At 71.6% G+C, this 19,696-nt stretch carries 16 protein-coding genes; 6 read left to right on the top strand and 10 right to left on the bottom strand.

The window, feature by feature from the left end; translation table 11 throughout:
* Positions 1-175: 175 nt before the first annotated feature.
* Positions 176-1,711 carry an AMP-binding protein gene (locus tag ACFRIC_RS35480; RefSeq protein WP_382794808.1) on the bottom strand — a complete coding sequence of 512 codons (1,536 nt, stop codon included), beginning with the start codon at positions 1,709-1,711 and terminating at the stop codon, positions 176-178.
* Between the two features lie 157 nt (positions 1,712-1,868).
* Between ACFRIC_RS35480 and ACFRIC_RS35475 the strand changes: the two genes are divergently transcribed.
* Positions 1,869-2,441, top strand: a complete 573-nt coding sequence (locus ACFRIC_RS35475; RefSeq protein WP_382794804.1) for a GNAT family N-acetyltransferase — start codon at positions 1,869-1,871, stop codon at positions 2,439-2,441.
* Positions 2,442-2,552: 111 nt separating this feature from the next.
* Here the strand turns inward: ACFRIC_RS35475 and ACFRIC_RS35470 are convergent, their stop codons facing one another.
* A complete protein-coding gene (locus ACFRIC_RS35470; RefSeq protein ID WP_382794801.1) occupies positions 2,553-4,007 on the bottom strand; it encodes an APC family permease in 1,455 nt (484 codons plus the stop codon).
* Positions 4,008-4,227: 220 nt separating this feature from the next.
* Here ACFRIC_RS35470 and ACFRIC_RS35465 point away from each other — a divergent pair, with 220 nt between their 5' ends.
* The 3 genes from ACFRIC_RS35465 to ACFRIC_RS35455 all read left to right on the top strand — a co-directional run bounded on the left by ACFRIC_RS35465 (position 4,228) and on the right by ACFRIC_RS35455 (position 9,480).
* Positions 4,228-5,427 (top strand): ROK family protein, encoded by a 1,200-nt coding sequence (locus tag ACFRIC_RS35465; protein WP_382794799.1) that lies wholly within the window; start codon positions 4,228-4,230, stop codon positions 5,425-5,427.
* Between the two features lie 361 nt (positions 5,428-5,788).
* Positions 5,789-8,542 carry a sugar-binding domain-containing protein gene (locus ACFRIC_RS35460; protein ID WP_382794797.1) on the top strand — a complete coding sequence of 918 codons (2,754 nt, stop codon included), beginning with the start codon at positions 5,789-5,791 and terminating at the stop codon, positions 8,540-8,542.
* 293 nt (positions 8,543-8,835) lie between these two features.
* A complete protein-coding gene (locus ACFRIC_RS35455) occupies positions 8,836-9,480 on the top strand; it encodes a hypothetical protein (protein WP_382794794.1) in 645 nt (214 codons plus the stop codon).
* A gap of 74 nt (positions 9,481-9,554) precedes the next feature.
* On the opposite strand, the gene ACFRIC_RS35450 is transcribed toward ACFRIC_RS35455, so the two are convergent.
* Positions 9,555-11,003 carry a hydrolase gene (locus ACFRIC_RS35450; protein ID WP_382794792.1) on the bottom strand — a complete coding sequence of 483 codons (1,449 nt, stop codon included), beginning with the start codon at positions 11,001-11,003 and terminating at the stop codon, positions 9,555-9,557.
* Positions 11,004-11,255: 252 nt separating this feature from the next.
* On the opposite strand from ACFRIC_RS35450, the gene ACFRIC_RS35445 reads away from it, so the two are divergent.
* Together ACFRIC_RS35445 and ACFRIC_RS35440 are read left to right on the top strand one after the other, a co-directional pair.
* A complete protein-coding gene (locus ACFRIC_RS35445; protein ID WP_382794790.1) occupies positions 11,256-11,519 on the top strand; it encodes a GlsB/YeaQ/YmgE family stress response membrane protein in 264 nt (87 codons plus the stop codon).
* A gap of 190 nt (positions 11,520-11,709) precedes the next feature.
* Entirely contained in the window at positions 11,710-12,591 is an 882-nt protein-coding gene (locus ACFRIC_RS35440) for a GNAT family N-acetyltransferase (RefSeq protein ID WP_382794787.1), read from the top strand.
* Between the two features lie 21 nt (positions 12,592-12,612).
* Here the strand turns inward: ACFRIC_RS35440 and ACFRIC_RS35435 are convergent, their stop codons facing one another.
* The 7 genes from ACFRIC_RS35435 to ACFRIC_RS35405 form a co-directional block, all read right to left on the bottom strand.
* On the bottom strand, positions 12,613-13,389 hold the full coding sequence (locus ACFRIC_RS35435) for a GNAT family N-acetyltransferase (RefSeq protein ID WP_382794784.1): 777 nt from the start codon (positions 13,387-13,389) through the stop codon (positions 12,613-12,615).
* 228 nt (positions 13,390-13,617) lie between these two features.
* Positions 13,618-14,946, bottom strand: coding sequence for an MFS transporter (locus tag ACFRIC_RS35430; protein ID WP_382794781.1), 1,329 nt, complete (start codon positions 14,944-14,946; stop codon positions 13,618-13,620).
* A gap of 300 nt (positions 14,947-15,246) precedes the next feature.
* Complete coding sequence (locus ACFRIC_RS35425; protein ID WP_382794778.1) at positions 15,247-16,197, bottom strand: catechol 2,3-dioxygenase; 951 nt, start codon at positions 16,195-16,197, stop codon at positions 15,247-15,249.
* A 9-nt stretch (positions 16,198-16,206) separates the two neighbouring features.
* A complete protein-coding gene (locus ACFRIC_RS35420) occupies positions 16,207-17,268 on the bottom strand; it encodes a 4-oxalomesaconate tautomerase (protein WP_382794775.1) in 1,062 nt (353 codons plus the stop codon).
* 58 nt (positions 17,269-17,326) lie between these two features.
* Positions 17,327-18,037 carry a 4-carboxy-4-hydroxy-2-oxoadipate aldolase/oxaloacetate decarboxylase gene (locus ACFRIC_RS35415; protein ID WP_382794772.1) on the bottom strand — a complete coding sequence of 237 codons (711 nt, stop codon included), beginning with the start codon at positions 18,035-18,037 and terminating at the stop codon, positions 17,327-17,329.
* Positions 18,034-18,822, bottom strand: coding sequence for a PIG-L deacetylase family protein (locus ACFRIC_RS35410; protein ID WP_382794769.1), 789 nt, complete (start codon positions 18,820-18,822; stop codon positions 18,034-18,036). Before ACFRIC_RS35410 ends, ACFRIC_RS35415 begins: the two co-directional genes overlap by 4 nt.
* Positions 18,823-18,896: 74 nt before the next feature.
* Positions 18,897-19,547, bottom strand: a complete 651-nt coding sequence (locus ACFRIC_RS35405; protein WP_382794766.1) for a GntR family transcriptional regulator — start codon at positions 19,545-19,547, stop codon at positions 18,897-18,899.
* Positions 19,548-19,696: the final 149 nt, after the last annotated feature.

Here is a 19,696-nt window from a genome sequence, read left to right as displayed (position 1 = left end):
CCCGATCGGCCGATCGGAGCTCTCGGAGGTATTCCGGAGCAGGGGGCCGAACGGATTGGCCGGGGGGCGATCTTCTTCGGCACCGGCCGGGGGAACGACGGGAGCGTCCGGTGCCGGGTCACCGCGGCGTGCGAGGAGTCCGCGCCGCGGCGCCCTTCGTCACCTGGAGTGACGGTCAGTTGACGTGCCGTTCGTGTCCTTCCCAGTACGGTTCGCGCAGCTTGTACTTCTGGAGCTTGCCGGTGGCGGTCCGGGCCAGGGCGTCCCGGAACTCGACCGAGGTCGGCGCCTTGTACCCGGCGAGGCGCTCCTTGCAGTACCGGATCAGCTCGTCCTCCGTGGCCTCGGTGTCCGGGGCGAGGACCACCAGGGCCTTGACGGTCTCGCCCCACTTCTCGTGCGGCACGCCGATGACCGCGACCTCGGCGACCGACGGATGGCTGAAGAGGGTGTCCTCCACCTCGATCGAGGACACGTTCTCACCGCCCGTGATGATCACGTCCTTCTTGCGGTCACTGATCGTCAGATAGCCGTCCTCGCCGATGGTTCCGCCGTCGCCGGTGTGGAACCAGCCGTCGGCGAGGGCCCGTTCGGTCTCCGCGGGCTGCTCCCAGTAGCCCGCCAGCACGACGTTGGAGCGCGCGAGGATCTCGCCGTCGGCGGCGGTGCGCAGGCTCACGCCGAGCGCGGGGGCGCCCGCGCGGACCAGTTTCTCGGCGCGGGCCTGCGGGTCGAGGTCGTCCCATTCGGCGCGGGTGCGGTTGACGGTGAGCAGGGGTGAGGTCTCGGTGAGGCCGTAGATCTGGATGAACTCCCAGCCCAGCGAGGACTCGACGCGTGCGACGGTCCTGGTGGGCGGCGGCGCGCCGGCGACGATGATACGGACCCGGTCGCGCCCGGGGATCTCGCCCTCCCAGGACTCGGCGGCGGCCAGCACGGCGTTGACGACGGCCGGGGCGGCGCACATCACCGTCACGCCGTGCTCGGCGACCCGGCGCAGGATCTCCGCGCCGTCGACCTTGCGCAGCGCGATCTGCCGGACGCCGAGGCCCGCCATCGCGAAGGGCATCCCCCAGCCGTTCGCGTGGAACATGGGCAGGGTGTGCAGATACACGTCGCGGTCGGTGATGCCCGCGTGCAGGGCGAAGGTGGTGGCGTTGACCCAGATGTTGCGGTGGGTGATCTGCACTCCCTTGGGCCGGGCCGTCGTGCCGCTGGTGTAGTTGATCGTCGCGGTGGCGTTCTCGTCCGCCTCCCAGGGGCGGGGGTCGGTGCCGAAGCGGTACAGCTCCGTGTCCGCGGCGGCGCCGAGCGTGAAGCGGTGCTTGCAGGCGACCCCGGCGAAGCGGTCGGCCAGTTCGGGGTCGACGAGCAGGACGCTCGCGCCGGAGTGCTCGACGATGTAGCCGACCTCGTCGGCCGTCAGACGGAAGTTGACCGGTACGAGGACGCGGCCGTGGCCGCTGACCCCGAAGAAGGACGTGAGCAGCCGGGCGCTGTTGGGCGAGACGACCGCCACGCGCGCGCCGTGCGGGACACCCAGCGCGTCGAGCCCGGCGGCCTGGGCCGCGGCCAGCTCGCCGACGCGCCGGTAGGTCAGCCCCTCCCAGGACTCGGCGGGCTGGTCGGGTTCGTCGACGACGCCGAGTCTGTCGCCGTACACGGTGACGGCGCGGTCCAGGAAATCAAGTGCTCCGAAGGGGACGATCATCACGGCCTCCCGAAGATCGGACGATGCCCCCTTTCTATCCTGACCCGGCCCCGGCGCATCCGGTGAAACCCCTACGGATACGCACGGTGATGTCCGGATCCTTGTGCGTGTCCTGGCATCCTTGGCCTCCGCGTGCCCGGCACGTCACGATCGTCGGATGGACAGCCGACCCACGTTCGACTTTCCCCGCCCCCTGCGCATCGGCGGGCTGGGGCTGCATCTGCGCGAGTGGTCCGACGACGACGCGGCGGACCTCGTCGCGCTCTACGACGATCCCGAGATCGACCGGTGGACGCCGGTCGCCTCCCCCTTCGACACCGAGGCGGCGCTCGCCTACCTCGCGGCGGCCGAGCAGAAGGCGGCCGAGAGGCGGGGGATGCAACTCGCCATCACGACGGACGGTCGGCGGCCCCGGGGCGAGATCCTGCTGTTCCCCGGTACGGCCGACGACCGCGACGTCGAGCTGGCCTACGGCGTGGGGGCCGCCCACCGGGGCAGAGGGCTCGCGACCCGCGCGGTCCGGCTCGTCGTGGACTTCGCCCACCGGCGCGTCGGCGGCCGGCGCGTCGTGCTGTGCATCGAAGGCGGGAACACCGCGAGCCAGGCGGTCGCCGAGGCGACGGGTTTCGTCCTCACCGCCGACCCGCCCCTGGTCCGTACGACGAAGGGGCGGAACGTCGTCCTGTGGACCTGGAGCCACGTCGAGGACAGCGGCCCGCACCTCGGATGAGGCGGCTCCAGGGGGTCCCGGGCACCGCGGGACCGCCCCGGGACCGCCCCGGGACCGCACGGCGCGGGCGTCCGGCGACCGCGGATGCCGGACGCCCCGTCGCGCCGAGTGTCAGGCCCCCGCCGGCTCCGCCTCCGTGGCCGGTGCCGTCAGGTACTCCTCGGTGACCTCCTTCGGGCCGAACGGCCACACCTTCTCCAGCCGGGCCCAGACGACGAACGCGACCAGGCCGAGGGCGAGCCAGGCGAGCGACCACTCGATGGGATGGCGGCCCGGGGAGTTCTTGTCCGCGTATCCGTAGATGGTGAGCCACCCCACGAGGGCGAGGAGGCTCGGCACCGGGTAGAGCCACATCCGGTACGGGCGGCGCAGCCCCGGCTGCCTCCTGCGCAGCACCGACAGGGCGACGATCTGGGCCAGCGCCTGGACGATCACCATGACCGTGGTCAGGAGCTGGATGAGGGTCGCGAGGTCGGTGTGGCGGCCGATCAGGAAACCGATCGCGGTGATGACGCCCATGGTGGCCAGACCCAGCATCGGGAAGCGGTGCCTGGGGTGCAGCTTGGCGTAGGGGCGGAAGAACACCCGCTCGCGGGCGGCGTCGTAGGGCACCCGCGAGCCGCCGAGCAGCCCGGTGAAGACCGAGGCGAACGCCGTGATCAGGATGAGGACGGTGACGGTGTCGGCGGCGCCCTTGCCCCAGGTCTCCTCCATGACCGCCGAGGCCACCGAGGTGGAGGCGATGTCGCCGGGGTCCGTCATCCGCTGCCAGTCGATGACACCGAGCGTGCCGATCTGGAGGAGCAGGTAGATCGCCATGATGCCGAGGATCGAGTAGATGATCGAGCGGGGCAGGGTGCGGCCGGGCTCCTTGATCTCGGCGCCCATGTACGCCGTGGTGTTGTAGCCGAGGTAGTCGTAGATGCCGATGGTCAGGCCCGCGGCGAAGCCGACCCAGAAGTGGCTCGTGGACAGCGCGAACGCGTGCGCCGGGTAGGTGAAGGCGCGCGCGGCGCTGAAGTCGGTGGCGGCGGCGACGATCACGAGGAGGACCGAGGTGATCATCACGCCCCACATGACGGCGGTGATCCGCGCGATGTGCTCGATCCCGCGCCACAGCAGGACGACGACGAGGGCGACCATGCCCAGTCCGACGAGATCGCCGGTGGTCCGGCTCATGTCGGGCGCCAGATAGCCGAGGTACTGGACGAAGCCGACCACGCCGGTGGACATGATCAGCGGGATGAAGAGCATCGCCGTCCACACGAACAGGAAGGGCATCAGGCGTCCGGTGCGGTACTGGAAGGCCTGGCGCAGGTAGACGTAACTGCCGCCGGAACCGGGCATGGCGGCGCCGAGTTCGGCCCACACGAGCCCGTCGGCGAGCGCCAGCAGGGCGCCCGCGACGAATCCGATGACGGCCTGCGGACCGCCGAACGCGGCGACCATCAGCGGGATCGTCACGAACGGCCCGATGCCGCACATCTGGCTCATGTTGATGGCGGTGGCCTGGAACATGCCGACGCGGCGTACGAAACCGCCGGGGGATGGCGGGGTACCGGACACGGATCCTCCTCAGGACGGGACGCGGGGAGAGGGCTACGGGGGGAGGTGCGGGGAGGGAGGCGCGGAGAGGCGTGCGGGTGACGGTCGGCCTGGAGGCGGCCGACGGGATCGGGGGCGACGGGTGGGCGAACGGCGCCGGACTCTCCTCGGCTCGCCCGGCGGGGCCGACTGGGCGATAAAGTTAAGGAGCCTTACTAAGCGCGTCAAGGGGGCGTGGCCCATGAGTGAGAATGGTGCGATGCCCGCCAGCGACGCCGCAGAGCACCCCGAACAGCCCTGGAACCGCCGCAGGCTGCGCAGTACGAACGAGCGGCTGCTCCTCGACCGGCTGCGCTCCGGCGGTGCCGCCTCGCGCGCCCAGCTCGCCCGCGAGACGGGGCTGTCCAAGCCGACGGTCTCCAGCGCGCTCGCGGCACTGGAGGAGGCGGGACTCGTCCGCGAGGCCGGCACGCTGGCGCCCGAGCGCGGCCGGATCGCCGTCCTGTACGCCCCCGATCCCGCCGCCGGGTACGCGCTCGGCATCGACATCGGCCGGAGCTGGCTGCGCGTGGCGGTCGCCGATCTCGACGGCGCGGTGGTCGCGCGCGCCGACGTGCGCAACCGCGCCCGCAGTTCGGGAGCCATGGCCGACCTCGTGGTGTCGACGGCCCGTCAGGTCGTGGCCAACTCCGGTGTCGGCGCGCACGAGGTGGCGCACGCGGTGGTGGGCACCCCGGGCGTGTACGACGAGAAGCAGCGCCGGGTGCGGTACGCGATGCATCTGCCCGGGTGGGGCCGGGCGGGTCTGTTCGACCGGATGCGCGAGGAGTTGGGCATCCCGCTGGAGGTGCACAACGACGCCAACCTCGCGGCGCTCGGCGAGTACACCTACGGGGTCGGCGCCGGCAGCCGGCTGTTCGCGTACATCATGATCGGCACCGGGCTCGGCATGGGCGTCGTCAGCGAGGGGCGGCTGTTCACGGGGGCGCACGGCGGGGCCGGCGAGATCGGCTTCTTGCCCTGGCCGGGCCGGCACAAGCCCGAGACCCTGGAGGACGCGGTGTCCGGCGAGGCGGTCGTGGAGGCCGCGCGGCACTTCGGCATGACCGGACAGCTCACCGCCAAGGCCGTCTTCGACGCGGCGCGCGAGGGGCACGGCCCGGCGGTCGAGGCGGTCCGGCTGGAGGGCGAGCGGATCGCGCACACGGTGGCCGCCGCGACGGCGGTGCTCGATCCCGACCTGGTCGTCCTGGGCGGCGGGGTCGGCCACAGCGTCGACCTGCTGCTGCGGCCCGTCCGCGAGACGCTCCGGACGCTCACACCGCTGCGCCCGAGGATCGCGCCCGGCCGTCTGGGCGAGGACGCGGTCCTGCTCGGCGCGGTGGCCACGGCTCTGGGGACGGCACGCGATGTGGTGTTCGAGCGCAGGTCGGCCTCCTGAACCGGGAGGGCGTGTGCCGCACCGCGTCGGCCGGGCCGTGCGTCGCGGGGCCGGTGCGGGTCGGCGAGGCCCGCGCGGACGGTGACGGCGGCGCGAAGGCCGACGACGGCGCGACGGGTGACGCCGACGCGACAGGTGACGACGGCGCGAAGGCTGCCACTCGTGCGGCCGGTGACGCCCACGCAGTCGGTGACACCCGTGCAGTCGGTGACGCCGGTGCGAACACCCAGCCGGTCACGCACGTCCGGCCGGTGATTGACACGGATTGCTCACCGGCCTAGCTTGTGGACCCAGTTAGTAAAGTTTCCTAACTTGCAGTGCCGAAGCGCGGATGCTCCCCCCACCCCCCAAGGAGATCACCGTGTTCCACCGCCCTGCCTCCCGGCCGCGCCTCGCCACGGCCGCCGTCGCCCTGGGCCTGTTGTGCACCCTCTCCGCGAGCGCCTGGGCCGACGGGCCCGGTGCCGCGACTACCGCCACGCCCCGCCTCCCGGTCACGGCGGTGGCCTCCGCGCCGGGCAGCGCCACGGCGCTCGCGGGATACGCGATCCGGTCCGGCGCCGAGGTCCGGGATCCGGCGTCGGCCGTCTCCCGTCCCGGCTACCGGGCGAGCGGCTGGTACCCGGCGGGCCCGCGTTCCACGGTCCTCGCGGCGCTGCTCGCGAACGGAAGGTACGCGGACCCGTTCTACTCGACGAACCTGCGGAACATCCCGAAGTCCGACTTCACCGTTCCCTGGTGGTACCGCTCGGACTTCACCGTCAGCGACACGTCCCGGCGCACCCAGCTCGACTTCAGCGGGGTGGTCTCGGCGGCGGACGTCTACGTCAACGGCCACCGGGTGGCCGACGCCGACCGGGTCAAGGGTGCCTACACGCACCACGAACTGGACATCACCTCCCTGGTCCGCCGCGGCACCAACACCGTCGCCTTCTACATCCGGCCCAACGACCCCGACAAGAACCTGACGATGGGCTGGATCGACTGGCTCCAGCCGCCGCCGGACCAGAACATGGGGATCGTCCGGGACGTCCTCGTCCGCCGCGGCGGCCCGGTCGCGCTGCGCGACGCGCATGTACTGACCCGCCTCGACGTCCCCTCGCTCCGGACCGCCGATCTCACGGTCAGGGCGCGGGCCCGCAACGAGACCGGCTCGGCCGTGACCGCCACGGTGTCCGGCCGCGTCGGCTCCGTGTCCTTCTCGAAGACGGTCCCGCTCGCGCCGCACCAGACCCGGGCCGTCACCTTCTCACCGTCCGAGGTCCCCGGACTGCGCCTGAGGTCACCGAAGGTGTGGTGGCCCGCGGGCATGGGCGGCCAGCCGCTGTACGGGCTCGATCTGACCGCCTCCGTCGCGGGCACCGTCTCGGACACCGCCCACGAGACCTTCGGCGTCCGCGACGTGAAGGCGCCCCTGAACACCGACGGCGCCCGGCAGTACCGCGTCAACGGCCGGAGGCTGCTCATCAAGGGCGGCGGCTGGTCGCCGGACGAGTTCCTGCGCTGGGACCGCGGATACGTCGAGGACCGGCTGAGGTACGTGCTCGACCTGGGCCTCAACACCGTACGCCTGGAAGGGCACATCGAGCCCGACGAGTTCTTCGATCTCGCCGACCGCTACGGCATCCTCACCCTGCCGGGCTGGGAGTGCTGCGACAAGTGGGAGGGGCAGGTCAACGGCGACGAGCGGGGCGACAGGTGGACCGACGCCGACTACCCCGTCGCCCGGGCGTCGATGGCCGCCGAGGCCGCCCGGCTGCGCGACCACCCGAGCGTCGTCTCCTTCCTCATCGGCAGCGACTTCGCGCCGGACGCCAGGATCGAGAAGACCTACCTCGACGCGCTGAAGGCGGCCGACTGGCCGACCCCGGTGGTCGCCGCCGCGTCCGACAACTCCTCCCCCGTGTCCGGCCGTTCGGGTATGAAGATGACCGGGCCCTACGACTGGGTCCCGCCGGGCTACTGGTACGCCAAGCGCGAGGGCGGCGCCACCGGATTCAACTCCGAGACCGGGGCCGGCCCCGACATCCCCACCCTCGACACCCTGCGCCGCATGATGTCGCCCGCCGAACTGGACACCCTCTGGAAGGACCCGGACGCCAGGCAGTACCACCGCTCGCCGTCCCCGGTGTTCGGCACGCTCAAGATCTACGACGCCGCCCTGGCCGGCCGCTACGGCGCCCCGACCGGACTCACCGACTATGTGCGCAAGGCGCAGCTCGCCCAGTACGAGGCCGTACGGGCGCAGTTCGAGGCCTACGGACGCAACGCGACCGACGCGACGAAGCCCTCGACCGGGGTCGTGCACTGGATGCTCAACAGTGGATGGACCTCGCTGCACTGGCAGTTGATGGACCGTTATCTCGACCAGGGCGGAGCCTACTTCGGCGCGAAGAAGGCCGACGAGGCCCTGCACGTGCAGTACTCGTACGACGACCGGTCCGTCGTCGTCGTGAACAACCGGCACAGGCCGGTGTCCGGTCTCAGCGCGCGCGTCACGCTCTTCGACCCGGACGGCACACAGCGGTACGACCGCACGGCGAGCGGTCTCACCGTGCACGGTGACGGGGCGCACGTCAGGGCCCTGACGGTTCCTCCCTCGGTGAGGGGTCTCGCGACGACCTATCTGGCGCGCCTGGTCCTGCGCGACGCCGGGGGCCGGGAGATCGGCCGGAACGTGTACTGGCTGTCGACGCGGCCGGACACGCTCGACTGGGCGAACACCGACTGGTACCACACCCCGACGACGGGCTACGCGGACCTGAGGGGGCTCAACTCGATGGCGCGGGTACCGGTCTCGGCGACGGCCGCGACCTCGGCCGCCGCGAACGGCATCTCCACGACGACGGTCACGCTGCGGAACACCGGGGCCGGAAAGACCCCGTCGCTGCTGACCGACGCACACCTGGTGGACTCCACCGGCAAGCCGGTCCTGCCCGTTCGATGGTCCGACAACCAGGTCAGCCTGTGGCCCGGAGAGTCCACGACACTCACCGCCACGTACCGGACGGCCGATCTGCACGGCTCGGCACCCCGCGTGCGGGTCACGGGGTGGAACGCGTCGGAGACCACCGTTCCGGCGGCCGGTACTGGAGCGAGTCGACACGGAGAGTAGGAGCAGAGTGGAGCGTTTCGCACCTTGTGCCCGATTCAGGCATATGCCAACAGCATGTCGCTGACGCATAGGTCACTGAGGGTGACATAGCGTGTCGGGCGTCGCGCCGGACGGGACCGGCGCGCGTCGGACCCATCGACCACCCGCGAGGAGCGAGCGTGAGACTTCGTTTTGGCATGCCCCGGGGAAAGGTGCTCGCGGTCACCGCACTGACCGCGATCCTCACATCGACCGTCCAGGCGTCGGTCCCCGCCGCCGCCGACGGAAGCCGGGCACAGTCGGAGCATTGGGGCGTGATCACACGAAATACCATCGGCTCCCCCGTCGCCGCCCTGCGGACGGGCCCCTACGGATCGTTCGGCGTGACGGGCTCCTCCGCCAGGCCGCCCTACGGGAAGGGCAGCCTCGGAATCGAGGTGGCGGACAGCTCCACCTCGCTGACCCCTCCCGCCGAGAAGGTGGACTTCGGTAACGAGGTCGACTTCTTCGGCGATCCGGTACTGGGCCTGAACAAAGTCGGGTTCCACGTCTTCCAGACCGGCGAGAACGTCGACTACGGCGGCACGAAGAACATGCCGAACATCAGGTTCGAGATCAATCCGAACGTGAGCGCGCACCCGACCGACACCTACTCCACGCTCGTGTGGGTACCGGACGCCGCCCCGGTGACGAACCGCTGGAGTGGCTACATCGACGCCACCACGACCGGCTACTGGTTCCTCACGGGCGGCGAGACCGCCTGCGACCAGGCCGCGCAATGCACCTTCACGCAGCTCAAGGCCTCCCTGAACGACGGCGGCGCGGTGCCGACCATCTACTCAGCCGCCGTGGGCAAGGGCCGCGACCACATGTGGATCGGCGCCGTCGACGGGCTGCGGATCAATCAGTACGTCTACGACTTCGAGGCCGACGGCGTCAAGGTGCGCCGCGTCGTCTGACCCGGCGGGCACCCGAACGCTGACGCACGAGGGGCGGACCCGGTCCTGGGCCCGCCCCTCGTCTTGCCGGAGGTTCAGCTCACGTTGAGCGCGGTGTCGTCGAGGACGAACGACGTCTGGAGGGTGGAGCCCTCGACGCCGGTGAACTTGATCGTGACCGTCTGCCCGGCGTAGGTGGAGCCCAGGCTGAACGTGCGCTGCGTGTACCCGGACGCGGCGTTCAGGTTCGAGTACGTGGCCAGGGTCGACAGCACGGTGCCGCTGCTGTTCACGACCTGGGCCTTGAGGGTGTCGTACGCCGTGGTGGTGGTCGTCTCGGCCGTGTCCACGTGCAGATAGAAGCTCAGGGTGGCCGTGCAGCCCGAGGGGATGGTCACGGACTGGGACAGCGTGTCGGTGTTGGCCGAGCCGTAGCCGTTGAGCCACGCCTTGTACGAGCCGGTGCGGGCCGCCTCGCCGGAGCTGTTGGTGATGACGCCGCTGGTGGCGGTCCAGGAGGTGGCGCCGGACTCGAAGCCGGGGTTGGCGAGCAGTTGGGCGGCCGTGCAGGTGCCGCCACCGCCGCCGCCACCACCGCCGCTGGTCGTGCCGGCCAGCCAGTCGGTGGCGTTCAGAGCGAGGGCCGCGTTGGTGGCGCCGGTGTCGTTCCACCCGTCGTACAGCGTGTTGCCGGACTGGCCGGTGCCGTCGTCGATGGGGGAACTGTCGCCCCAGAAGGCGACCTTGCCGCTGCCGAAGGTGCTGGTCGCGAAGAACGCGCCGGTGTTCCCGGAGTAGCCGGTGCGGTAGACCAGGCCCTTGACGGCCGAGTTGTCCGCCGGCTTGAGCGTGGCCGTGGTCCCGTCCGCGATCAGGCTCTTGGTGACGGTGCCGAACGAGCCGTGCAGGACCGCGTTGGTGCTGTCGCTGATGGCGGTCGGGTAGTCGGAGCCGACGTCCAGCGTGTCGATCGAGAAGCCGAACGGGTCGGTGCTGTCGACGCTGTTGTTGGTCATCAGGTCGTTGAAGATCTCGACCGCGTCGTAGCCGTCGCTGTTGCGGTCGGCACCGGTGTGGTCGGAGATCATGAAGAGGCCGCCGCCGTTCTTGACGAACGTCATGATCGCGGTCTTCTCGGCCGTGGTGAACAGCGTGTTGGGCTCGGGCAGGACCAGCTCGTCGAAGTTCGACAGGTCGGTCGCGGCCGTGCCGCCGTAGGTGAGGCTGGAGCCCGAAGGCAGCGTCTTCAGGCTGTAGTTGCCGGTCTTCTGCAGCGCCACGCCCCAGGAGGACAGGGCACCGGTCCAGGACGTCTCCGAGGTGGGGCTGGAGTTCTGGCCGAGCGGGTCGGGCTGGCTGGTGGAGATGATCCAGTCGGCGTTGCCCGCGGTCTCGGCGTGGCCGTTGTCGAACAGGACGCGGTGGGGGGTGGCCGCGTGGGCGGGAACAGCGGTGGCCGCCTGGAGCGCGGCACCCGTGACGAGCAGTCCGAACAGGCCCAGGGCGGTGGTGAGTCTGTGGCGGGACTTCCTGAATCCGAGCATCCGACGAACCTCCGTGATGAGGGGGGAGAGGCGGTGCGGGCGCCAAGTCTGCGCGCGTAGAACGGAAGTTGACTGTCTCCCGTTCAACAGATTATTGAACGGTACATGTCCAAACGCGAGTTGCCCAGGGGGCGGGCGGGGTGCGCCGCAGGCCCTTCGACGACCTCTCCACGGGCGCCGGCCCGGCCGCGGACTGGCCGGGCCGGATGCGGGCAGAACATAACTGCGGGGGACCGACCAGGAGGGGCTCAGATGGAGATCTCTGGCGTCATCAGTGCCGTCGTCATCGGCATCGTCATCGGTGTACTGGGCCGGCTCGTCGTGCCCGGCCGCCAGCGCATCGGCATCCTGTGGACCATCGTGGTCGGCATCGTGGCCGCGTTCATCGGGTCGGGGATCGCCGCCGCGTTCGACGTCGCCGACACCAAGGGCGTCGACTGGATCGAGTGGCTCATCCAGATAGGCCTCGCCGCGATCGGTGTCGCGGCCCTGGACCGGTCGAGGGCGCGCCGCTGAGCGAGCGGCTCGCGGGGACGCGGGGCGGGCGGGGCGGGGTGCCGGCCAGCCGCGGGCCGGGCGTCGCGGCGCCCTGCCTCCCCCTGGGCGCCTCTCGGGGAATTGCGTTGCGGGGCGGACGCGCGCGCGGCTACCGTCTGCGGGCTTCGCCTGCCCGCGCCCGCCCGCGCCCCCACGCCACGGAGACACCTTGCCGCCACGCATCACACCGTTGACCGATCCGGACGCCTCCCCGTCGGGCCGCCGTCTGGCCTGGCTCGCCTCGGACACCGAAGGGGTCCCGGTGGGCTCGGCGTTCCTCGGGCTGTCCGGCGGCAAGGGCCGGGACCATCGCGCCGAGCTGGAGATCGCGGTGCACCCCGCGGAGCGCCGCACCGGAGTGGGCGGCGCCCTGCTGACCGCCGCTCTAGCGGCCGCGCGGGAGGACGGACGCCGGTCGCTGGTCGCCCGGGTCACGGCCGGTTCGCCCGGCGAACCCTTTCTCGCGGCCCACGGGTTCCGCCCGGTGCTGGCCCTGACGTTCGCCCGCCTCGCGCTGCCGGACCTCGACCTCGCGGCGGTGACGGAGATCGCCGAACGCCCGCACCCCGGCTACGCGTTGACGAGCTGGGAAGGCGTCGTGCCGGCCGAGCTGGCGCACACCTTCGCCGACTCCCGGCGGGCCATGGACGACATGCCGATGGAGGGCAGCGACCACGGCTTCGACGTCTGGGACGTGGAGCGGGTCGTGGCCGTCGCCGAGGCCGTTCTCGCACGGGGCGAGGCGCTGCACACGGTGGCCGTGGTGGACCGCTCGGACGGCTCCGTCGCCGGTTTCTCCGAACTCGTCGTACCGGGCGACGGACGCGGCGACGCCCAGCACTACGGCACGGGAGTCCTGCCGGAGCACCGCGGCCACGGCCTCGGGCTGTGGATGAAGGCGGAGTCGATCCGCGCGGCCCGGCTGCGGTACCCGGAACTCTCCGGCCTGCTCACGGACACCGCCGACAGCAACGCGTACATGATCGGCATCAACGACGCGCTGGGCTATCGGCCCACCCACCGGGAACTGGAGTACCGGCTGGACCTCTGAGGAGCCGGGACCGGGCCCGCGTCAGCCCGCGTACACGTACGGGGTGGTCGTGGTCAGCGGCTGGAAGCCCAGGCGGGTGAGGATCGGACGGCTCCGGCTGGAGGCGTCGACCTGGACGTAGCGGTAGCCGCGCTCGGCGGCGACACGGGCGCGGTGGGAGACGAGGGCGCGGTAGATGCCCCGGCCCCGCCAGGCCTCGACGGTGCCACCGCCCCACAGCCCGGCGAACCGGGCCCCCGGCACGAGTTCCATGCGGGCCGCGCTCACCGGGACGTCGCCGATGAGCGCCACGACGGCGACGACCGTGTTCGCGTCACCGGTGAGCTGGGCGAGCAGTTGGTGGCGCAGCAGGGTGGCGTCGCCGCCGAAGGCCTGTTCGTGCACGTCGGCGACGAGGGCCACACCCGCGCGGTCGGTGACCGGCAACAGCCGTACGCCCTCGGGTGGTTGCACGTCGAGGGCCAGATCGCTCAGCTCGGCGACCATCAGCGTCTCCTCGGGCTGGGCGGTGAAACCCGCCGCCCGCAGCCGCTGCCCCAGGTCCAGCGGCCGGTCGTGCCCGTAGACCTTCCACTCGAAGCCGCCCCCGAGGCCGGAGAAGAAGCGCACCTGTTCGGCGATGGCCGCGTCGGCGCTCGCCGCGTCGAGGTCGGACCAGACCACCCCGTTCCAGCCCTTGTCCGCGCCGAACTGGCGCACCACCTTGCCGGCGCGCTCGACCCGGGCGCCCGGCGCGTCGGGCCGCGCGCCTTCCCGCATGTCCCGGTCGAACAGCGCCAGTACCGCCGCGTGATCCATGGGGTCACTCCAGCATCCCGGGACGAACGGGGCAACGGGAATAAGTGTCCACAGGCCACCGGACGGGCCCCGTTCGGCCCTCTCCCCCGGCCGGTCGGAACCCGGGACGGTCCGGAACCCGGCACGGTCCGGAGCCGGGCACGGTCGGCTCACGCCGCCGGGACGCGAGGGCGTCCGGGCGGGCCCTTCCTCAGGCCCCGCCCGGACGCCGGCCGCGTGCCGCTCCGGTCAGCCGGTGACGGTCAGTTCCTGCGGGCGGACGCTGTCCGGGGATGCCGTCCGGACGCGGCTCAGACCGGTGAGGCTGACGAACACCAGGGAGAAGGCGCCCGCGAGGGCGAAGGCGGTGAACCCCGCGGTGGTCGAGCCGGTGGCGAGGAGCTGACCGCCCAGCCAGGGGCCGAAGACGGCGCCGAAGCGGCCCATGCCCGAGGTCCAGCCGACGGCCGTGGCACGGTTGTCGTCCTCGGAGCGGTGGGCCACCGTCGCGTAGATCATCGCCTGGGCGCTGAAGAGGAACAGGCCGGTCAGGAAGACGACGGTGTACGTGAGGGGCAGCGGCATCTTGACGCTGAGGGAGTAGATGCCGACGGCGGTGGCGCCGAACCAGATCGCCGAGATGACCGAGCCGCCGAACCGGTCGGTCAGGCGGCCGCCGATCAGCATGCCGACGATGCCGCCGAGGTTGATGACGATGACGAAGCCGATGGAGGAGCCGAGGTTGTAGCCGTTGGCCTTCATCAGCGAGGGCAGCCACTGCGAGACGCCGTAGACGAGGAGGAGTCCACCGAAGGAGGCGATCCAGAAGAGCAGCGTCTGGAGCCACCGGCCGCCGCGGAAGAGGGCGGCGACGGCGCCGAAGCGGTCGGCGACGGCCTGGCGCTCCTCGGCACGGGCGGCGAGGTCGACGCCGTAGCGGTCGGCGAGCGCCCGGGCCTCGTCGGTGCGGCCCTTGGCCTGGAGGAAGGCCATCGACTCGGGCAGGTACGCGGCCGCCAGCGGAACGCCGATGAACAGCGGTATCACGCAGATCCAGAAGGAGATCCGCCAGTCGCCCGTCCCGAGCGCCACGAATCCGGCGACGATGCCGCCCGCCTGGTGAGCGGTCATCAGCGAGCCCACGATCAGGGCGCGGCGGCCGCGGGGCGCGTACTCGGTGACCATGGTGATCGCGCTCGGCAGCAGGCCGCCCAGACCGAGGCCGGCCAGGAAGCGGCCGAGGCTGAACACGCCCAGGCTCCCGGCGGAGGCGCAGACCGCGGAGGCCAGCGAGAACACGGCGGTCGAGGCGATGATCGTCTTCTTGCGGCCGACCCAGTCGCTGACGGTGCCCGAGCACAGGGCGCCGATCAGCATGCCGAAGGTGGCCCAGGAGCCGACGTCGCCGGCCTTGCCGGGGTCGATGCCGAGCGCCTTCGTCTCCAGCATGTGCGGCAGCACGGACCCGTAGATGAACATGTCGAGGCCGTCGAAGAGGACGACCAGCCAGCAGAGGCCGACGACCAGCGCGGCCAGTCTGCTGCCGCCGCGAGCGGGCAGGGCGAGGGAGGAGGACATCGTTGTTTCCTCTCGTCCAGGAGGTGGGGGCCCTGGAAGGGGGTCGTGGGTGCGGGCCGACGCGGCTCGTGCGGCCGACCCGGTGATGCGACAGACGCTAAGGAGTGAACTCCGAGAGTGTCAACGCTTTTGTCAACAATCCAGGAAACGATCCGGCCACCTCGGGTGACCTTCGCCCGGGCGACTGACGGGCAGGTGAAAGCACGCGCGGGCGGCACACGATCGGTGCCGCCCGCGCGCGGGTACCGGCTGGAATGCTTCGCTCGGCCGTTCGATCCCGGCAGGTCGTCCCGGAGACGGTCAGCCGACGGGCGGTGTGCCGTGGGTGTGGAAGGACTCGATGGTCTTCAGACCCCAGGCCTGGCCCTTCTTCCGCTCGTCCTCGGTCCAGGTGATCAGCGGCCAGTCGGGCGCGAGGACGAGGCGGGTGAGCGGGTTGCACAACTCGACACGGTTGCCGCCGGGTTCGTAGACGTACAGGAAGAACGTCTGCTGGATGGCGTGCTTGTGCGGGCCCGTCTCGATGAACACACCGGTGTCAATGGCGAGATCGGCGGCGCGCAGGATGTCCTCGCGGGTGTCCGTGGCGAACGCGATGTGGTGCAGGCGCCCGCTCGACCCCGTCCAGTCCTCCGTGTAGACGACGTCGTACGACTTGTTGCTGAAGGTCAGCCACTGGGCGGCGATCCGCCCGCTGTCGAGCCGGATCTGCTCGGTGGGCCGGGCCCCGAGGACGTCGCGGACGAAGTCCCCGTTCGCGGCGACGTCGGAGGCGAGGTAGTTCACGTGGTCCAGGCGCCGTACGCCGACCCCGTGGCCGGGTTTGGCCTGCGGCTGGTTCTTCAGTCCCGGCCTCAGGTGCTCCGGCGCCCGGTACCACTCGCTCTCCCAGTACAGGGCGAGTTCGTGGCCGTCGGGATCGGTGGTGACGTAGAGCGGGCCGATCCCGGGCTCGTCGTTCACCCAGCGGCCCTCGCGGCCTGCACTCTCGCTCTCCTTGACCCGGCGCTGGAGGGCCTCCTCGCTGGAAGCGCGCAGGGCGGTGCGGCGGATGCCCGAGGTCGTGTGGGCGGTGAGGGTCAGACTGTGGTGTTCGTAGTCGTCCCAGGTCCGCAGATGGACGGAGTCTCCGGAGCTGCCGTTCTCGGTCAGGCCGAGGTACTCCGTGAAGAAGCGGACGCTGGCGTCCAGGTCGGGGGTGAGCAGTTCGACGTGCCCGAGGTGGGCGATGTCGCCGAGCGGCGGGGCCATGGGGGCTCCTCAGGGTTGATGTGCGGCTCCGGCCGGCCGGGGGAAGACCGTGCCGTCGAAGATCTTGCGGGCGGTGCGGACGACGGCGGTGCGCCGGGCCACGGGCGGGCCGCCGCCGGGGCCGTGGTCGACCCCGGCCTCGATGTCGAGGAATCCCGTGGGGTGCTCGATACGCAGCCGGTCGCCCCGATCGGGCAGGCGCGCCACGGCGTGTCCCACGCCGCCCTCCACGCGCAGCCCGGCGGCGACGCTCGCCGCGCCGAGGACGCCGATGGAGGTGTGGCAGCGCACCGGGATGAACGTGCGGGTCGTGACGGCTCCCCCCGCGCGGGGCGGCGCGAGCAGGGTCAGCTTGGGAACGGTGGCGTTCGCGACGTCACCGAGCCCCATCACCTTGCCCGCCTCCAGCCGGATCTCCCGGAGCCGGCCGGCCAGGACCCGGTCCCCCTCCAGGTCCTCGGGCGTCTCGTACCCGGTGACGCCCAGCGAGGACGCGGCGATCAGCACGGTCGGCATGCCGTTGTCGACACACGTCACGGGAGTGTCGGCGACGAGGTCCCGGGCACGGCCGGTGGGCAGCAACGGGGCGCTCCCCCGCGGGAATTCGATCACCACGGGCGCCGCGGTCCCCGGCACGCCGGAGATCTCGGCGTCGCCGTCGTAGACCACGCGGCCGTCCACGGTGGGGAAGGTCGCGACCGCGAGATCCCCGGAGTTGACCATGCGGATCCGTACCGACGTACGCCCCTCCCCCGGCTCGACCAGTCCGCGTTCGACGGCGAACGGGCCGATCCCGGCGAGGATGTTGCCGCAGTTCTGACGGTCCGACACCTCCGTCCTGTCCACGGCGACTTGGAGGAACAGATAGTCGACGTCCGCGGCCGGGTCGGCGGAGACCGAGACCACCGCCACCTTGCTGGTCAGCGGGTGGGCGCCGCCCAGGCCGTCGATCTGGCGCGGGTCGGGGCTGCCCATCACGCGCAGCAGCAGGCCGTCGCGTTCGGCGGGGTTCGCGGGCAGGTCCCCGGCGAGGAAGTAGGCACCCTTGGACGTGCCCCCGCGCAGAAGCATGCAGCGCACCTCCTCCGGGCCCCTCACGGCACGGCCCCGTCCGGGAAGCGGGGCCCGCTCACGGCGCGGCTCCGTCCCGTACGTGGTCTTCGTACGACGTGTAGGTCACGCCGAGGCGTACGAGCGTCTCGCGCAACCCGTAGCGGTCCAGGCCGAGTTCGCCGTCGAGGAAGGCGGCGCGGGCCAGCGCCTCCTTGCGCTCGCGGGCCGCGGAGGCCTCGGCGACCTCACGGGCTTCCTCGCGCGGCACGCACACCACGCCGTCGTCGTCGGCGAGGATCACGTCGCCGGGCCGGACGATCTGGCCGCCGATGGCCACCGGCACGTTCACGGAGCCGCCGGTCGCCTTCACGGTTCCCTGCGGGCTGACGGCGGCGGACCAGGCGGCGAAGCCCATCTCGCGCAGTTCGGCGGTGTCCCGGATGCCGGCGTTGATGACCAGACCGCGCACCCCGCGCCGGTGGAGGGCGGTGGCGAACAGTTCGCCGAACATGCCGTCGGTGGAGGGGGAGGTGGTGGTGACGACCAGGATGTCGCCCTCGCCGCACTGCTCGACGGCGGCGTGGATCATGAGGTTGTCGCCGGGCCAGGACAGCACGGTGACCGCGGTGCCCGCGACGCGGACGCCCTGCTGGATCGGCCGCAGCCCGGTGCCGAGGAGTCCGGCGCGGCCCATCGCCTCGTGCACGGTGGCGGTGCCGTACCCCGCGATCGCCTCGACGTCCTTCGCGTCCGCCCGCGGCGGGCCGGTGACGATCACGCCGCTCATGCCAGTTCCTTCGCGATCTGCGGGTAGGGACGCATGAACGCCTCGGCCATGGTCTTGTGGGCCAGGCCCAGGTTGGGGCCGGCGTTGCGCTTGAGCTGGACCCCGCGGCGTACGGCGAGGTCGGTGTAGTAGTCCCACAGGTGCTGCTGGGCGCCGAGGCATTCCATCGCCTTGCGCTTGGTCTCCCACACCTCGGTGATGTCGAGGAGGACTTCGGGCCGGAAGCCGCTCATCTCGGGCTGGTGGGGCTCGAAGTAGAAGACGGGCGGGGCGCCGATGATCTCCCCCTCGCCGGGGTAGCCGATGGCCTGGGCGAGAACGCGGGCCTCCAGCGCCATGCGGTGGGCGGCGGGGTGGTCGCCGTTGTACGGGTCCTCGGCCGGGTGGGTGAGCACGACGTCGGGCTGGGTCTCGCGGTAGACCGTCACCAGCCGGTCGGTGAGCTCGGCCGTGACGGTCAGCGGGTAGTCGCCCGCGTCGAAGAAGCGGACCGCGGCGCCGAGCGTGGCGGCCGCCTTCTCCGCCTCCTCTCGGCGTATCGCCTTGATCTCGTCGAGCTTCTTGCCCTCGCGCCAGGCCTTCGCGGACTCACCGCGCTCGCCGAACGTCAGACACGCGATGGTGACCTTCTCCCCGCGGGACGCGGCCAGGGCGATGGCGCCCCCCGCCCGCCACACGAAGTCCCCGGCGTGCGCGGTGACGACCAGCGTCGATCGTGATGGGCGCTCCCCGTCACCGGGCGGGGCCGACGGGTCGGGGGCGGCGGGCGCGTAGCCGTGCGTCATTGAGCAATCTCCTTGGTGGACAGGTGGGCGCCCGCCTCGGCTGTCCGTCGCACCGCGCGTCGCCGCGCGGTGCGTCAGTCGCGCAGCGCTTCGATCACGCTGCCGAGGTGAGCGCGGACGGCCGCTTCGGCCGCCTGCGGGTCCCGGGCCGCGATCGCCTCGATCATGGCCAGGTGTTCACTCAGGGACTGCTGGGCCCGACCCGGGCGAAGCGCCAACTGGAAGCGGTGGCGCACCAGTTGGGCGTTGAGTCGTTCCAGGAGTTCGACGGCCGTCCGCTGGCCGGAGAACTCCCTGATCCGGGCGTGCACTTCGTGGTTGAGCTCGGAATAGGTGACCGGTTCCCCGTCGCCGACCGCCTTGACCATCGCGGCGCCCAGATCGGCCAGCTCGGCGAGCTGGTCGTCGGTCGCCAGGACGGCCGCCTTGGCGGCGCAGAGCCCTTCGAGGGCCATACGGCACTCGGTGATGGCGACCGCTTCCTCCACGGTCACCACCCGGACGCGCGATCCGCGGTTGCGGATCCGTTCGACCAGTCCCTCCGATTCCAGCTCGATCAGCGCCGCGCGTGCGCTGGCCCGGGTGACACCGAACTGCTCGGCGAGTTCGTTCTCCACCAGCCGCTGGGCCGGTGCCATCTCTCCGCGCAGAATCGCCTGCCGCAGCTCCGCCAACGCGTGCTGTTTGGCCTGCTCGCCGGTGCCTGGACGGGCTTCCTTCTGCATTGCGCCCTCCCTGAGTGAGTGCCTGTCGAACGTAAATCTAGACCAACAAGATTGTCAACAATTTTGTTCGGCATGTTGCCGACCGTGTCACGGCGGAACCCGCGGGTCCGCCGACAGCGGAGCGGCCCGGTGCCGCGGCGGACTGTTCG

This window comes from Streptomyces sp. NPDC056738 (assembly GCF_042790435.1).
GTDB lineage: Bacteria > Actinomycetota > Actinomycetes > Streptomycetales > Streptomycetaceae > Streptomyces.
The sequence above is the reverse complement of the archived record's forward strand: the minus strand, read 5'-3'. Positions and strand labels throughout refer to the sequence as shown.

Bases quoted from the DNA above. Each gene is read 5' to 3' on its own strand.
- ACFRIC_RS35420 (WP_382794775.1), bottom strand. From the start codon at position 17,268: ATGCTTCTGCGCGGGGGCACGTCCAAGGGTGCCTACTTCCTCGCCGGG.
- ACFRIC_RS35450 (WP_382794792.1), bottom strand. From the start codon at position 11,003: ATGCTCGGATTCAGGAAGTCCCGCCACAGACTCACCACCGCCCTGGGC.
- ACFRIC_RS35465 (WP_382794799.1), top strand. From the start codon at position 4,228: ATGAGTGAGAATGGTGCGATGCCCGCCAGCGACGCCGCAGAGCACCCC.
- ACFRIC_RS35445 (WP_382794790.1), top strand. From the start codon at position 11,256: ATGGAGATCTCTGGCGTCATCAGTGCCGTCGTCATCGGCATCGTCATC.
- ACFRIC_RS35405 (WP_382794766.1), bottom strand. From the start codon at position 19,547: ATGCAGAAGGAAGCCCGTCCAGGCACCGGCGAGCAGGCCAAACAGCAC.
- ACFRIC_RS35425 (WP_382794778.1), bottom strand. From the start codon at position 16,197: ATGGCCCCGCCGCTCGGCGACATCGCCCACCTCGGGCACGTCGAACTG.
- ACFRIC_RS35430 (WP_382794781.1), bottom strand. From the start codon at position 14,946: ATGTCCTCCTCCCTCGCCCTGCCCGCTCGCGGCGGCAGCAGACTGGCC.
- ACFRIC_RS35480 (WP_382794808.1), bottom strand. From the start codon at position 1,711: ATGATCGTCCCCTTCGGAGCACTTGATTTCCTGGACCGCGCCGTCACC.
- ACFRIC_RS35475 (WP_382794804.1), top strand. From the start codon at position 1,869: ATGGACAGCCGACCCACGTTCGACTTTCCCCGCCCCCTGCGCATCGGC.
- ACFRIC_RS35410 (WP_382794769.1), bottom strand. From the start codon at position 18,822: ATGACGCACGGCTACGCGCCCGCCGCCCCCGACCCGTCGGCCCCGCCC.
- ACFRIC_RS35435 (WP_382794784.1), bottom strand. From the start codon at position 13,389: ATGGATCACGCGGCGGTACTGGCGCTGTTCGACCGGGACATGCGGGAA.
- ACFRIC_RS35415 (WP_382794772.1), bottom strand. From the start codon at position 18,037: ATGAGCGGCGTGATCGTCACCGGCCCGCCGCGGGCGGACGCGAAGGAC.